The organism is Streptomyces krungchingensis, from assembly GCF_054729265.1.
Window position 1 is genome coordinate 9,091,598 of sequence record NZ_JBPUKY010000001.1, and the last position, 13,067, is coordinate 9,104,664.

Here is a 13,067-nt window from a genome sequence, read left to right on the forward strand (position 1 = left end):
GCGGAACCGTTCCGCACGTCGTCACCAGGAGGCTGCCCGACGATGAACCCGCCCGCCCGCACCGCGAAACAGCGCAAGCAGGACACCCTCGACCGGCTGGAGAACGACGTCGACGCCTGGGTGTCCACGGCCGACGGCGAGGGGGGAACCCCGTATCTGGTCCCGCTGTCCTACCTCTGGGACGGCAGGACCCTGCTGGTGGCCACCCCGGCCGAGAGCCCCACCGGCCGCAACCTGCGGGCGACCGGCAGGACACGCCTGGGCATCGGGGCGACCCGCGACGTCGTCCTCGTCGAGGGCACCGTGACGGCCCGGGAAGCCGCCGAGCTGCCGGACGGAGTCGGGGACGCCTTCGCGCGCAAGACCGGCTTCGACCCGCGGGAACTCACCACCCGCTACCTGTACTTCACCGTCACCCCGCAGCGCGTCCAGGCCTGGCGCGAGGTCGAGGAGCTCGCCGGCCGCGACCTCATGCGCGACGGCGAGTGGCTCGTGACGGACTGAATCCGGGGGTACCCGGGAAGACGGCGCGGCGGCGGCCGGATGCCGCCGCGCCGTCCCGGAACCCTACGGAGGACACATGGCACTGGTCACGGCAGGCGTCGTGGTGCTGGACTGCGTCGAGCCCGAGAAGCTCGCCGCCTTCTACAAGCAACTGCTCGAGGCCGAGGAGACGGACGCGTCGGCGAACCGCGTGGAGATCCGCGGCGCCGACGGCGTCCGGCTGGCGTTCCGCCGCGACGTGACGGCGACACCGCCGAGCTGGCCGCGCCCCGAGAACTCCCTCCAGGTGCACCTCGACTTCCTCGTGGAGGACCTGGACGAGGCCGAACGCAGGATCATCGGCCTCGGCGGCCGGCCGATCGAGACGAAGGACGCGGCCGGCCCCTTCGAGGAGCGGGGCTATGCCGACCCGGCCGGGCACTCCTTCACGCTGCGCTGCTCGCGCCCGACGGCGCCCAAACAGGGCTGAGGCGGGCAACGCCGAGGCGCACAGGGCCGGCCCGGCGGGGCGTGGTCCGTACGGAGTTCCGTCACGGATCACGCCCCGCCGGGCCGGTGCGTGTCAGTCCCGGCCGCCCTTGTCCGCGGACGGCCACACGCCGGTGGAGCGCTCGATGGCCTTAGCGCCCGTGCGGTCCACCGCGCTGCGCACGACGGCGAAGATCGCGCCCTGGACCGCGGCGGCCAGCAGGATCTCGCCCCAGCCGCGGTCCTTGTCCAGGGCGTCGGGAGCGTCGTCCTCGTGCCGTATCGCCTTCCACGCCTGCTGGAAGGCGAGCCCGGCGAGGGCACCGCCCGCCCAGCTCAGCGCCATGCCGACCGGCTTGTAGACGAGTTTGAGCTTCTTCTGCTGCTTCTTCCTGGACACCTGGGTCTCTCCGTTGCGTGTGCGGTCAGGGACGTCCGTGTGCCGGGACGCGTTCGTCCTCGGGCACCGGGCCCGGTGCGGTTCCCTCTCCGAAGGGCCGCCCGCCGAGCCGTTCGCGGTGATGGGGCGTCAGCCAGCCCGCCAGGTCCGGTCCGAGGGGGACGATCCCGGTCGGGTTGATGCCGGTGTGGACTTGGTAGTAGTGCCGTTTGATGTGGTCGAAGTCGACGGTGTCACCGAATCCCGGCGTCTGGTAGAGGTCACGGGCGTACGCCCACAGGACCTGGTTCTCCGTCAGTTTCCAGCGGTTGCACTTGAAGTGGCCGTGGTAGACGGCGTCGAAGCGGACGAGCGTGGTGAACAGCCGGATGTCCGCCTCGCTGATCGCGTCGCCGACCAGGTACCGGCGGTCCGCCAGCCGCCCGGCCAGCTGCTCCAGCCGACGGAAGACCCCCGCGCAGGCTTCCTCGTACTCCTCCTGTCCCGTCGCGAAACCCGCCCGGTACACGCCGTTGTTGACGTCCTCGTAGACGCCCGCCATGACGTCGTCGATCTCACCCCGCAGCCGTTCCGGGTAGAGGTCCGGTGCCCCTTCCCGGTGCAGGGCCGTCCACTCGGTGGCGAGATCCAGCGTGATCTGCTGGTAGTCGTTGGTGACCAGCCTGCCGCTCGGCACGTCCACCACGGCCGGCACGCTGACACCGCCGGGGTAGTCCTTCTCCCGTGCGTCGTAGGCCTCGCCGAGGAAGCGGATGCCGAGCACCGGGTCCCGGCCGTCCGGGTCCAGGGTGAAGCGCCAGCTCCGGTCGTCCTGGACGGGATCGGCCACCGCCAGCGACAGGGCGCCCTCCAGACCGAGCAGCCGCCGGGAGATCAGCGCGCGGCTCGCCCAGGGGCAGGCACGGCTGACGACCAGCCGGTAGCGCCCCGCCTCCACCGGCCAGCCGTCGCGGCCGTCCGCCGTGATGCGGTCCGCGAAGTGGCTCCGGGACCTTTTGAACGCCTTCTTGCCGAGACTCGCGTTGCCCGCGCTCTCGCCCATGGGGTCTCGCCTCCCTGCTGTGCCCTGCTACGGGTGCCCCGGTGAACGGGCTCGATTCAGGCCGCCACCACGGTGTGAGGTACGCGGACCCGGGAAGCCGGACGGGGTGCGCAACGACCCGACGAACAGGCCGAACGGCTCGCCCCCGGACCACCCGGACCAGCCGTCCCCTCCCCGTGGCCAGGACCGCCCGGAGCAGCCGTCCCCTCCCCGTGGCCAGGACCGCCCGGAGCAGCCGTCCCCTCCGCGAGACCGGGACCGCCCCGACCCCCGGGGCCGCCCCGATTCCGCCGACCGGCCGGCGCCTGCGGACCATCCGGCTCCCCCGGACCACTCGGCTCCATCGGACGGTTCGTCCTCCTCGGGCGGATCGGACCGGAAGACCCGGATCACCGTGCTGGTGGCACTGGGTGCCAATCTACTGATCGCCGCGGCCAAGGCGGTAGGAGGCCTGCTCGCGGGTTCACCGGCCCTCCTCTCAGAGGCCGCGCACTCCGTGGCCGACAGCCTGAACGAGGTGTTCCTCCTCGCCGCCCTGCGCCGCAGCCGCCGCCCCGCCGACAGCCGGCACCCCTTCGGCTACGGCAAGGAGCGGTTCTTCTGGTCCCTGCTGGCCGCGGTCGGCATCTTCGTCATGGGCGGCTGCTTCTCCTTCTTCCAGGGGATCGAGGCACTGCGCAGCGGCGCCGAGGAGTCCCTCGGGGGCTACCGCGCCGGGCTCGTGGTCCTCGGGGTGGCCTTCCTCGCCGAGGGCGCCTCCCTGTGGCGGGCGCTCCACCAGGCGCACCGGCAGGGCGGCACGGACGGCATGCGGGACCCCGCGCTGCGCACGGTCGTCGCCGAGGACGGCACGGCGGTGCTCGGCGTGGTCCTCGCCATGGCCGGCATGGCGCTGCACATGGTCACCGGCCAGGTCGTGTGGGAGGCCGCCGCCTCCCTCGGCATCGGGGTGCTGCTCATGTACGTCGCCCACCGGCTGGGCCGCGAGGCACGCGACCAGTTGATCGGCCGGGCAGCCGACGAGGAGCAGCGCGGCAGGATCCGCGCCCTGCTGGAGGCGCAGCCCGAGATCGACAGCGTGGAGGCGCTGCTCACCATGGAGCTGGGCCTGGACTCGACACTGGTCGCCGCGCGGATCGACCTCGTCCCCGGGCTCGACAGCGAGGAGGTGGAGGACGTCGCGGTGCGCATCAAGCGCTCCGTCGCCCACACCTTCCCGGATGCCGACCAGATCTTCCTCGACGTCACCGACGCGCGGACGGCACGGGCGGCCGCACGCGGCGCGCGGGCAGCGGAAAGCCCCGCCGCGACGGGGGAGCGCGGCGGGGCCTGACGCTCGGGTGCCCGGCACCCGGCGGATCATGCGCACCGATTCCAAGATTTTCCGGCGGCGGTACGGACCCCTGTGACGGCCCGGCGGTCCGGCCCCGCAGACGTGGGGATCAGGCCGACGGCTCCAGCAGGAAGACGGGGATGACCCGGTCGGTCTTCTCCTGGTACTCGGCGTACGGGGGGTACGCCGCGACGGCCCGCTCCCACCACCGGGCCTTCTCGTCGCCGCTGAGCTCACGGGCCGTCATGTCCTGGCGCACGGGGCCGTCCTGGAGCTCCACGTGCGGATCGGACAGGACGTTGTGGTACCAGACGGGGTGCTTGGGGGCGCCGCCCTGCGAGGCGACGACGGCGTACCGCCCGTCGTGCTCGACACGCATCAGCGGCGTCTTGCGGATCTTCCCGCTCTTGGCGCCACGGGTCGTGAGGATGATGACGGGCAGGCCCGTGTCGAGCAGCGTCGTCCCCTTGGTCCCGCCGGAACTCTCGTACAGCTCCACCTGGTCCCGCACCCACTGAGCCGGGCTGGGCTCGTACTCGCCCTCGAGCGGCATGGCTTCCGTCCCATCGTCGTGTCGTAGCCGGGTCGTGCTGTCGGCACGATTCAACACCAGAGCGGACGCCGATCGTCCGCAACGCCGCCCCGCGCGTCCTGTCGCCGGGCGGCCCCGGGCCGTTCACGGTGCCGCCAGGAGCATGCGGACGGCGAGCGCCGTGATCACCGCGCTGGACGCGAGCGCCGTCACCAGCCGTCCGCGGTGTCCGGTCAGGGCGCGGCCGAGCAGCGCTCCGCCACAGGCCAGCATGAGCTGCCAGCTCGCGGACGCGGCGAACGCGGCGAGCACGAACACCCCCTGCTCCAGGGGAGCCGCCGCTTCGGCGGAGCCGCTGCCGAGCACCAGCGCGGCGAAGTACACGACGGTGGTCGGGTTGAGCAGCGTGATGCCGAGCAGCGCCAGGTAGGCGCGGGCCGGCCGGGGCGGGTCCTGTCCCGTCCGGGCGGCCGATCGCCGCCCGCGGTACTGACGGACCGCGGCGGTCGCACCCCGGACCGCGAGCACGGCCAGGACGAGCGCCGAGGCCCACCGCAGCGGGACCATGACCGGCCGCAGCGTGGCCGCGAGCGCCGCACCGCCCAGTGCGGCGACCAAGGCGTACAGCCCGTCCGCGGTCGCGACGCCGAGCGCCGCGCAGGCGCCCGTCCGAAGGGACGTACGTGCGGTGAGGGACACTAGATATGTCGCGACGGCCCCGACGGGCATGGCGATGCCATAGCCCGCGACGAGCCCCGCGACGAGCGCGGCGGTCACGACCGAGGGAGCGAGGGCCTCCGCGGTCGGCCGGGCTGCTGCTGGACCCGCACCGGACGAGCGGCGGCGGAAGTCGGCGGCAGAAAGGCTTCGATCGTGGGCATGGGCAGATCCTCGGGCCACCGGATCCGCCCACGCAAGCCAATTACGCGGGGGCCGCGCCGAGGCAGATCAGGCCACGCGGGAGGCGCCGGGCCCGTCGCACGGGCCGGAAGTCCGAGGAAACAGGAGGTCCGCCGCACGGGCTTCGGACAGATCGCCGATCCGGGGCATCTGGCCGAACTTCGCGTGGCCGCCTAGATGCCCCGGGCATCTAATGAAGATCGGCAAGAGGGAACCAGCGCTTGCGAGGTCATCCATGACAGAACCCCTCACGACAGATCCGGTTGCCTTCCCCCAGGACCGCACGTGTCCCTATCACCCGCCCACCGCCTACGACCCGCTGCGTGAGGCTCGCCCGCTCTCACGGGTCTCCCTGTTCGACGGCAGGACCGTATGGGTCGTCACGGGCCACGGCGCCGCCCGCGACCTGCTGGCCGACCCGCGGCTGTCGTCGGACCGCACCCGGCCCGCCTTCCCGGCGCCGACACGACGGTTCGCCGAGGTCCGCAACCGCCGTGTCGCGCTGCTCGGTCTCGACGACCCCGAGCACCGCACCCAGCGGCGGATGCTGGTCCCGAGCTTCACCCTCAAACGGATCGCCGGTCTCCGGCCGCGCATCCAGGAGACCGTCGACCGCCTCCTGGACCGGATGGAGCGGCAGGGCCCGCCCGCGGAGCTGGTCGACGCCTTCGCGCTGCCCGTGCCGTCCATGGTCATCTGCGCCCTGCTCGGCGTGCCCTACGAAGACCACGACTTCTTCGAGGAGCAGTCCCGCAGGCTGCTGCGCGGGCCCACCGCGGCCGACACCGAGAAGGCGCGCGAGGCCCTGGACGCGTACTTCGGCACCTTGATCGACCGCAAGCACGGCGGACAGGGCGACGGGCTCCTCGACGAGCTCGTCCGGGAGCGGCTGAGCGAGGGGGCGCTGGACCGCGAGGAACTGATCTCGCTGGCCACGATCCTGCTCGTCGCCGGGCACGAGACCACGGCCAACATGATCTCGCTCGGCACGTTCACCCTGCTGAGGCACCCCGAGCAGCTGGCCGAACTGCGGGCCGATCCGGCCCTGATGCCCGCCGCCGTCGAGGAGTTGCTGCGCTTCTTGTCCATCGCGGACGGTCTGCTGCGCGTCGCCGTCGAGGACATCGAGACGGCGGGGACGACCATCCGTGCCGGCGAGGGCGTCGTCTTCTCCACCTCGGTCATCAACCGCGACGAGCACACCTTCCCGGAACCGGACGACCTGGACTGGCACCGTTCCACCCGCCAGCACCTCGCGTTCGGCTTCGGCATCCACCAGTGCCTGGGCCAGAACCTGGCGCGCGCCGAGATGGAGATCGCGCTGCTGTCGCTCTTCGACCGCTTCCCCGGGCTGCGGCTCGACGCCCCGGCGGACACCATCGCGTTCAAACCCGGGGACACGATCCAGGGGATGCTGGAACTCCCCGTGACCTGGTAAGAGGCTTTCGGGCATGAGCATCGAGATCTCGATCGACAAGAACGTGTGCATCGGCGCCGGACAGTGCGCGTTGGCCGCCCCGAACGTCTTCACACAGGACGACGACGGATTCAGCGAGCTGCTGCCCGGTCGCGAGGACGGCGGCGGCGACCCCATGGTGCGGGAGGCGGCGCGGGCCTGCCCGGTCGGCGCCATCACGGTGACCGGGACCTGAGGGCGGACGCCCCGGCCGTCACCGCTCCAGGAGGGCGAGCTCCAGGCGGCGCTGGCGTCCAGGATCGGCGATCACCTCGTACGCCGTGATCCGTTCGTCCTCGACCCTCGGGGTGAGGGCGATGAGCAGCCGTCCGCGCGGGGCGACGACCAGTCCCACGGTCCCGTCGACCAGCGCCGTCGCCGCGTGACGCGCCCGCTCCCGCAGGAGCGCCGTCTCCTCGGCGACCGCCCGCGCGCCGCGGACCACCGTCACCGTGCCGGCAGGCACGGTGACGGGGTCGGCTCACGCACACACCTATCGGGCTGCGGGAGACGCGCGTCGTGGTGGTCATGGCGCGCGGCGGGGGCTACGGACCGGGCGCGCCCCGCGGGGGCCTCGACTTCCAGACGCCCTCCCTGCGGGCCTACTTCCGCAGTCTCGGAGTGCCGGACGAGCGGCTCCTTCCGGTGGCCGCCGAGCTGACCCGCGCGCGGGAGGTAGCGCATCTCGCGGGCTTCGAGGGGCTCGCGGCGGCGTCGCTCGCGGCGGCGCGGGCGGAGGTCACGGCACTCGCCTCCTGAGCGGCACCCTCATCCCCTGCCGCCGTGCCGTGCCCCGCCGGCGGCGTCCTGCCGCCCGGCCGCCAGCAGCACGCGCGCCGCGTCCGCCGCCTGACCCGCCGGCTCCGCGCTCCGGGTGATGCCGGCGGTCACCATGGCCCCCTCGGCCAGCAGGAAGAGCCGGCCGGTGAGCACGGAGGGGAGCCCGGCGTCGGACACGAGGCCGCCCAGGTAGTCCCTGAACGCCTCCTTGTGCGCCGTGACCCGGTCGGTGACGCCGGGGGAGGTGGTGCCCAGTTCGCCGTACGCGTTGATCCAGGCGCAGCCGCGGAAGCCGGGCTCGGCGAACCACCGTCCCAGCCACTCGAAGACGGCCAGGATGCGCTCCTCGGGCTGCTCGTGGCGGTCGACGTGCTCGGCCAGCCGCCCGCGCCAGCGCAGGTCGCGCCGTTCCAGGTACGCCTCCACGAGCCGGTCCTTGGCGGGGAACAGCTGGTACAGCCGCTTGAGCGAGACCCCTGACGCGCCGCGGATGTCGTCCATCCCGACGCTCTGCACACCACGGCCGTAGAACAGCTCCTCGGCCGCGTCGAGCGCCTGCTCCCGGGCGCGGGCGAGGGCCTGGTCCCGGGCGGTCGTGCGGTCCATGCGGAGGTCTCCTTGACGTGAGAACGGTCGTTCTCTAGGTTAGCAGCCAGAGTGAGAACGGACGTTCTCAGTCGTGTTCCCGACACCGAACCGAGGAATCGCCATGACGGACCGCCCGCCCCTGCCGCCCTTCACCCGGGAGACCGCCGCCCAGAAGGTCCAGGCCGCCGAGGACGCCTGGAACACCCGGGACCCGCACAAGGTCTCGCTCGCCTACTCGCAGGACTCGGTCTGGCGCAACCGCGACACCTTCGTCACCGGCCGCGCCGAGATCGTGGAGCTGCTCACCGCGAAGTGGGCGCGCGAGCGCGAGTACGCCCTGCGCAAGGACCTCTGGGCCTTCGACGGCAACCGCATCGCCGTCCGCTTCCAGTACGAGGCGCGCGACGCCGAGGGCCAGTGGTGGCGCTCCTACGGGAACGAGCTGTGGGAGTTCGACGAGCACGGACTCATGACGCGGCGTGAGGCCAGCATCAACGACGTGCGCATCGAGGAGAAGGAGCGCCGGATCCTCGGTCCGCGTCCGGAGGCGGAGCGCGGGGCGTCCTTCCCCGTTCACTGAGGGCTGTTCCGTAGTCCCTGGTGGATCGGCGCGTGGCGTCGGATGCGGTGCATCGCAAGGCGGAGGGCCGTCCTCGTACTGGGCGTACTCGGGCGATCCGACAACGCGGCGAGGTGCCGTGGCTGTCGTCGTGCGCCCGCCAAGGACTACGGGACAGCCCTTAGGGTTTCCGCGTGAGCGAACACGCGGAAAAGCCCTTCCTCTACGTCGTCGTCTGCGCGGCCGGCATCGCCGAGGACGTCGGCGACCTGATCACCGCGGCACAGGAGCGGGACTGGGAGGTCGGCGTCATCGCCACCCCGCAGGGCCTCGGCTTCATCGACGCGACCGCCGTGCGGGAGCAGACCGGCCGCCCGATCCGCTCCGCCTGGCGCGCCCCCGGCGACCCGCGTCCGTTCCCGGCCCCCGACGCGGTGGCCGTCGCCCCGGCCACCTTCAACACCGTGAACAAGTGGGCCGTCGGCATATCGGACACCCTCGCCCTGGGCACCCTGTGCGAGGCGTACGGGCTCGGCGTCCCGATCGCCGTACTCCCGTGCGTGAACGAGGCGCTGGCGTCACACCCCGCCTACCGCGCGAGCGTCGAGCGGCTGCGGGGGATGGGTGTCCGCTTCGGGGACCCGTACTCCGGTGAGCCCCGACAGGACGGCGCTCGCCCGGAGTTCCGCTGGGAGCGGGTGCTGGACCTGCTCACCCCCGAGAACGCGGCGGCTCAGGGCCTGCGGTAGACGGTGATCGAGTGGCCGACGTCGTCGATCGGCCGGCTGGTGGCCAGCAGCGCCGCCAGCCGGTCGTCGGCCTTCGCGACCGAGGTGTCCGAGACGACGAGCAGCCCGTGCACGTCGTCCGGGTCCGCCGTGCGGGGATCGGCCGCGTGGATGCCGTACGCCGACGGCACGCCGGCACCCTTGTAGACGAGCCACACCTTCTCCCGCGGGTACCGCTCGCGCAGCCGGTCGGCGAGCCGCCCCAGGTCCTGCCCCCAGTCGACGTTCGAGTCGTGCAGGCGCAGCCGGGTCTTCGACGGCCCGCCGAACGCCTCGTTCGAGTACGGCAGATAGAAGGGGTAGGTCGCCAGCGAACTGACGGCGACGAACAGCACCAGCGCCACCGTGACCCCGCGTGCCCAGCGACGCCCGAAGGCCACGACGCAGGCCGCCGCGACCGCGAGGAACACCGGTACGAACAGGGCGTAGCGCACCCCGAGGTCGCGGGACCCCAGCATGGCCGTGCCCAGCAGCAGCGCCGGGGGGATCAGGACGTACGGGGCCGTGGGCCGCAGCCGGGGCACCATGAGCAGCGCGGCCGCCCCGGCCGCCCACAGCGCGAGCATGCCGAGCGGCGTCTTCACCAGCAGCGCCGCCGGAAGGTAGTACCAGAGCGAACCCGCGTAGAGACGGCCGAACAGGAAGCCCTGCCAGGTCGCGTTCTCGAAGCCGAACTGCACACGCATGCCGTCCCGGTACGGCCGAGGGAACGGCAGCGCGTCGACGAGCAGTGCGCGCAGGCCGTGCACCGGAGGCAGGTCCGCGGGCGCCGTCCAGCGCAGCCGCGGGTCGACCGCCAGATAGGCGGCCCACACCACGGCGACGGCCACCAGCGCCGTACCGGCCGCGCCCGCCGCGCCGAACCCGAGGAGCCGGACCCACCCCCGCCTGCCGGACGGCCCGTCCGCGGCCGGGCCGTCGACCGCCCCACTGTCCTCCGCCGGACCGGTGGTCGGCGGGCCGGACCGGCGCGCGTGCCACACCGACCATGCCGCCAGGAGCAGCAGCACCGGGACGGCGGGCAGCATGCTCATCTTGGTGGCGAGTGCCGCGCCCAGCGCCGCCCCCGCGAGCGGCAGGTGGAGGACCGGACGCCGCCGGGCCCGCCACAGCAGCCACACCGAGGTCAGCAGAAAGCCCGACGCGGGGACGTCGAGCGTGGCCAGCGAGCCGTGCGCGATCACGTCGGGCGAGAAGGCGTACAGCGCCAGCGCCGTCAACCCGCCCACCGGGCCTACGAGTTCCCCGGCGAACGCCAGAACGACCAGGCCGAACAGCAGCGTCAGCACCATCACCGGCAGCCGCGCCCAGAACATCATCCGCCAGGGGTCGTTGCCCGACTCGTACAGCACGCGCCGCCCGAGCTCCGTCTGATCACCCGTGAACCCCTCGTCCAGGTGCGGGTGGGCGAAGACCAGCCCGCTCGCGATGATCAGTTTGCCCAGCGGCGGGTGCTCGGGGTTGTAGCGCAGGCTGTGCTGCTGCGTGTACACCACGGCCGTACCCACGTAGACCGGCTCGTCGATCGTCGGGGTCTGCTGCACCGCCGTCGTGACCATCGCCACCGCCATCTGGGCCAGCAGCGCGACCACGGCCAGGACGAACAGCAGACGCCGGTGCCGCCGCGGCAGCCGCCGTCGCCGAGGGAGCTCCGCACCGCTCACCGGGAGCTGCTCGTCGTGCCTGCCGGCCAAGAATGTGGACATGCCCTTGGTTACGTCCGCTCCGTACGGGCCTGCTCATCCGGGAGCTCCCGGATTCGGGCGCGCACCGGTCCGCGGACCTGCCACGACCGCCCGGACGGACGGCAGGGAGACGAGTATGCACCGCGGCCCGTCCGGGCGCGTGCGGCACACGGTGGTTCCGTACGGGCCGCTCCGCGCGCCGGAGACCGGCGAGGAATCAGGTACCTCGCCCCGGGCCTCCGTCAGCGGGTCCTGCGTACGTAGTCCGCGCTGTCCGGTGTCGACACCAGCACATCGCGGCGCACGATGCTCAGCCGGTCACCGTAGCCCGAACGGGCCTTGCGCAGGCCGCTGTCCGTGTACTCGACGACCAGCACCCGGTCGTGGAACGCCTTCGCGTACTCCCCGCACTCGTCGTACTCGCCGCACTCCTCCGCCACCGCGAAGTCGAGCCCGGTGCGTGCCCGTACGCCCGCCAGCTCCACCGTGTTCTTCTGGCCGATGGCCAGGTGCCGGGCGTGCGCGCGGGCCGACAGCAGCGTGATGAACGCGGTCGCGTCGCCGGCGGTCAGCAGACGGTGCGAGCGCGTGTAGCTGTCGTAGTTGTCCGGCTCGACGGCGTCGAAGCCCTTGTCGGCGCAGTCGTCGATCCACCGGCCGACCCGCTCGGCCACCCGCTTGCGCTTGGCCGGCGTACGGATGTCGAGCAGAGCCTCGTCCCAGTCCTCGTCGACGACGACCTTGCCCCGGGCGTCCCGCAGCAGCAGGTCGGCGGGCCACTGCCCGCGCTCCTGTGGCTGCGCCTGGAAGGCGTTCACGTAGCAGACGTTGTAGAGGCCCGGTGCGGGGGACGCGGCACGGTCCCGGCTGACGACACGGACCCCGGCGGGCGGGGGATAGGCGCCGCCGATCTGGTAGTCGAAGTCCGCGTGCAGCGGCGGGAGTTCGACCGCGTCCTTGCCGGACCCCGCCGGCGCGGAGCCCTTCGGGGAGGCATCGGTGTCCCCGCCCGCGCCGCAGCCGGCCAGCGCCAGCACCAGCGTCAGGGCAGCCGCGGCCGTCCCCCTGACGAGGGAAACACGTGTGTCGGGCATGGTGCTCCAGCACTCGCGAGTACGACCCCGCCTCGGACGCTTCCCGCGATCCTGGCGACTTGGGCCGGACTTGAACGGAGTCCGCTACCGGCTGGGCGCACCTCTGGTGTGCCGGGTGACACCACGGCACGTGCAGGATCAAATCGTGTGATTGCGCCCGAGTCAAGGCGGCCGATCGGAACGCGCCGGTCACCCGACGGATACCCGGCGGTGCCGCCGGGGCCGATGCTGGCCGCACCTCGCGACCGGGACGCCCCTCACCGGAACGCGGCACATCGAGGAGAGCAAGCACACCATGACCATCGGAATCATCGGTGCCGGAGCCGTCGGCCGGGCCCTCGCCGGCCGGTTCGTCGCCGCGGGCGAGCAGGTCGTCATCAGCAACAGCCGCGGGCCTAGGTCGTTGCGGGGGCTCGTCTCCTCGACGGGGCCGGGCCTGCTGGCCGGCACCGTCGCCGAGGCGGCCGAGGAGGAGGTCGTCGTCCTCGCCGTACCGTGGCGGCGGCTGTGCGCGGCGGTGGCCGCGGCCGCCGTGTCCGACTGGCAGGAACGGATCGTCATCGACACCACCAACCCGTCCGGCCCCCCGATCGGCCACCCGCCCGGTCCGCCCGGCTCCGGGCCCGACGACCCCGGTGGCCGGACCTCCAGCGAGGTCGTCGCCGGCCTGGTGCCCGGATCCCGGCTGGTGAAGGCGTTCAACACGCTGCGGCCGGACGTCCTCGGCGCCGACCCGCGGACCCCGGCCGGACGGCGTGTGATCTTTCTCTCCGGCAACCACCCGGGCGCCAACGGCCGAGTGGCGCGGATCGCCGGACGGGTGGGCTGGGCGGCCGTGGATCTCGGCCCGTTGGCCGAGGGCGGACGGCTCCAGCAGGTCCCCGGCGGCCCGCTGGCCACCCTTCACCTCGTCATGGAGCCCTGATTCGGGGCTTATT

General features: G+C 72.9%; 17 protein-coding genes. 9 read left to right on the forward strand and 8 right to left on the reverse strand.

Annotated elements, in window-relative coordinates:
- Positions 1 to 42: 42 nt before the first annotated feature.
- On the forward strand, positions 43 to 504 hold the full coding sequence (locus ACSYGO_RS39425; RefSeq protein WP_432187479.1) for a pyridoxamine 5'-phosphate oxidase family protein: 462 nt from the start codon (positions 43 to 45) through the stop codon (positions 502 to 504).
- Positions 505 to 580: 76 nt separating this feature from the next.
- Positions 581 to 973, forward strand: coding sequence for a VOC family protein (locus ACSYGO_RS39430; protein ID WP_426676639.1), 393 nt, complete (start codon positions 581 to 583; stop codon positions 971 to 973).
- A gap of 93 nt (positions 974 to 1,066) precedes the next feature.
- On the opposite strand, the gene ACSYGO_RS39435 is transcribed toward ACSYGO_RS39430, so the two are convergent.
- Both ACSYGO_RS39435 and ACSYGO_RS39440 read right to left on the reverse strand, forming a co-directional pair.
- A complete protein-coding gene (locus tag ACSYGO_RS39435) occupies positions 1,067 to 1,372 on the reverse strand; it encodes a DUF4235 domain-containing protein (protein WP_345652540.1) in 306 nt (101 codons plus the stop codon).
- A gap of 25 nt (positions 1,373 to 1,397) precedes the next feature.
- Positions 1,398 to 2,414 (reverse strand): glutathione S-transferase family protein, encoded by a 1,017-nt coding sequence (locus ACSYGO_RS39440; protein WP_426676638.1) that lies wholly within the window; start codon positions 2,412 to 2,414, stop codon positions 1,398 to 1,400.
- Positions 2,415 to 2,802: 388 nt separating this feature from the next.
- On the opposite strand from ACSYGO_RS39440, the gene ACSYGO_RS39445 reads away from it, so the two are divergent.
- Positions 2,803 to 3,747: a cation diffusion facilitator family transporter gene (locus tag ACSYGO_RS39445; protein WP_426676915.1), complete on the forward strand. Its 945-nt coding sequence runs from the start codon at positions 2,803 to 2,805 to the stop codon at positions 3,745 to 3,747.
- 109 nt (positions 3,748 to 3,856) lie between these two features.
- Here ACSYGO_RS39445 and ACSYGO_RS39450 read toward each other — a convergent pair whose 3' ends face one another.
- Together ACSYGO_RS39450 and ACSYGO_RS39455 are read right to left on the reverse strand one after the other, a co-directional pair.
- Positions 3,857 to 4,300, reverse strand: coding sequence for a nitroreductase family deazaflavin-dependent oxidoreductase (locus tag ACSYGO_RS39450; protein WP_426676637.1), 444 nt, complete (start codon positions 4,298 to 4,300; stop codon positions 3,857 to 3,859).
- A gap of 123 nt (positions 4,301 to 4,423) precedes the next feature.
- Positions 4,424 to 5,056, reverse strand: a complete 633-nt coding sequence (locus ACSYGO_RS39455; protein ID WP_426676636.1) for a LysE/ArgO family amino acid transporter — start codon at positions 5,054 to 5,056, stop codon at positions 4,424 to 4,426.
- 358 nt (positions 5,057 to 5,414) lie between these two features.
- Between ACSYGO_RS39455 and ACSYGO_RS39460 the strand changes: the two genes are divergently transcribed.
- Together ACSYGO_RS39460 and ACSYGO_RS39465 are read left to right on the forward strand one after the other, a co-directional pair.
- Entirely contained in the window at positions 5,415 to 6,617 is a 1,203-nt protein-coding gene (locus ACSYGO_RS39460; RefSeq protein ID WP_460389545.1) for a cytochrome P450, read from the forward strand.
- A 19-nt stretch (positions 6,618 to 6,636) separates the two neighbouring features.
- Positions 6,637 to 6,831 (forward strand): ferredoxin, encoded by a 195-nt coding sequence (locus ACSYGO_RS39465; RefSeq protein ID WP_028798621.1) that lies wholly within the window; start codon positions 6,637 to 6,639, stop codon positions 6,829 to 6,831.
- A gap of 18 nt (positions 6,832 to 6,849) precedes the next feature.
- On the opposite strand, the gene ACSYGO_RS39470 is transcribed toward ACSYGO_RS39465, so the two are convergent.
- A complete protein-coding gene (locus ACSYGO_RS39470) occupies positions 6,850 to 7,101 on the reverse strand; it encodes a hypothetical protein (RefSeq protein ID WP_460389546.1) in 252 nt (83 codons plus the stop codon).
- Between the two features lie 53 nt (positions 7,102 to 7,154).
- Between ACSYGO_RS39470 and ACSYGO_RS39475 the strand changes: the two genes are divergently transcribed.
- Positions 7,155 to 7,394 (forward strand): hypothetical protein, encoded by a 240-nt coding sequence (locus tag ACSYGO_RS39475; RefSeq protein ID WP_460389547.1) that lies wholly within the window; start codon positions 7,155 to 7,157, stop codon positions 7,392 to 7,394.
- Positions 7,395 to 7,403: 9 nt separating this feature from the next.
- On the opposite strand, the gene ACSYGO_RS39480 is transcribed toward ACSYGO_RS39475, so the two are convergent.
- Positions 7,404 to 8,021, reverse strand: coding sequence for a TetR/AcrR family transcriptional regulator (locus tag ACSYGO_RS39480; protein WP_460389548.1), 618 nt, complete (start codon positions 8,019 to 8,021; stop codon positions 7,404 to 7,406).
- Positions 8,022 to 8,124: 103 nt separating this feature from the next.
- On the opposite strand from ACSYGO_RS39480, the gene ACSYGO_RS39485 reads away from it, so the two are divergent.
- Together ACSYGO_RS39485 and ACSYGO_RS39490 are read left to right on the forward strand one after the other, a co-directional pair.
- Positions 8,125 to 8,583, forward strand: coding sequence for a DUF1348 family protein (locus tag ACSYGO_RS39485; RefSeq protein ID WP_426676631.1), 459 nt, complete (start codon positions 8,125 to 8,127; stop codon positions 8,581 to 8,583).
- Positions 8,584 to 8,756: 173 nt separating this feature from the next.
- Positions 8,757 to 9,311 (forward strand): flavoprotein, encoded by a 555-nt coding sequence (locus tag ACSYGO_RS39490; protein ID WP_460389549.1) that lies wholly within the window; start codon positions 8,757 to 8,759, stop codon positions 9,309 to 9,311.
- Here the strand turns inward: ACSYGO_RS39490 and ACSYGO_RS39495 are convergent.
- Entirely contained in the window at positions 9,296 to 11,056 is a 1,761-nt protein-coding gene (locus ACSYGO_RS39495; protein ID WP_460389550.1) for a phospholipid carrier-dependent glycosyltransferase, read from the reverse strand. The genes ACSYGO_RS39490 and ACSYGO_RS39495 overlap by 16 nt on opposite strands.
- A gap of 221 nt (positions 11,057 to 11,277) precedes the next feature.
- Positions 11,278 to 12,129 (reverse strand): endo alpha-1,4 polygalactosaminidase, encoded by an 852-nt coding sequence (locus ACSYGO_RS39500; RefSeq protein ID WP_460389551.1) that lies wholly within the window; start codon positions 12,127 to 12,129, stop codon positions 11,278 to 11,280.
- 295 nt (positions 12,130 to 12,424) lie between these two features.
- Here ACSYGO_RS39500 and ACSYGO_RS39505 point away from each other — a divergent pair, with 295 nt between their 5' ends.
- Complete coding sequence (locus tag ACSYGO_RS39505) at positions 12,425 to 13,054, forward strand: NADPH-dependent F420 reductase (protein ID WP_460389552.1); 630 nt, start codon at positions 12,425 to 12,427, stop codon at positions 13,052 to 13,054.
- The last annotated feature ends 13 nt before the right edge of the window (positions 13,055 to 13,067 follow it).

What these genes read in the sequence shown, in the direction of transcription:
- ACSYGO_RS39500 (WP_460389551.1), bottom strand. Translation starts at nt 12,129, where the DNA reads ATGCCCGACACACGTGTTTCCCTCGTCAGGGGGACGGCCGCGGCTGCC.
- ACSYGO_RS39485 (WP_426676631.1), top strand. Translation starts at nt 8,125, where the DNA reads ATGACGGACCGCCCGCCCCTGCCGCCCTTCACCCGGGAGACCGCCGCC.
- ACSYGO_RS39480 (WP_460389548.1), bottom strand. Translation starts at nt 8,021, where the DNA reads ATGGACCGCACGACCGCCCGGGACCAGGCCCTCGCCCGCGCCCGGGAG.
- ACSYGO_RS39450 (WP_426676637.1), bottom strand. Translation starts at nt 4,300, where the DNA reads ATGCCGCTCGAGGGCGAGTACGAGCCCAGCCCGGCTCAGTGGGTGCGG.
- ACSYGO_RS39440 (WP_426676638.1), bottom strand. Translation starts at nt 2,414, where the DNA reads ATGGGCGAGAGCGCGGGCAACGCGAGTCTCGGCAAGAAGGCGTTCAAA.
- ACSYGO_RS39425 (WP_432187479.1), top strand. Translation starts at nt 43, where the DNA reads ATGAACCCGCCCGCCCGCACCGCGAAACAGCGCAAGCAGGACACCCTC.
- ACSYGO_RS39430 (WP_426676639.1), top strand. Translation starts at nt 581, where the DNA reads ATGGCACTGGTCACGGCAGGCGTCGTGGTGCTGGACTGCGTCGAGCCC.
- ACSYGO_RS39505 (WP_460389552.1), top strand. Translation starts at nt 12,425, where the DNA reads ATGACCATCGGAATCATCGGTGCCGGAGCCGTCGGCCGGGCCCTCGCC.
- ACSYGO_RS39460 (WP_460389545.1), top strand. Translation starts at nt 5,415, where the DNA reads ATGACAGAACCCCTCACGACAGATCCGGTTGCCTTCCCCCAGGACCGC.
- ACSYGO_RS39495 (WP_460389550.1), bottom strand. Translation starts at nt 11,056, where the DNA reads ATGTCCACATTCTTGGCCGGCAGGCACGACGAGCAGCTCCCGGTGAGC.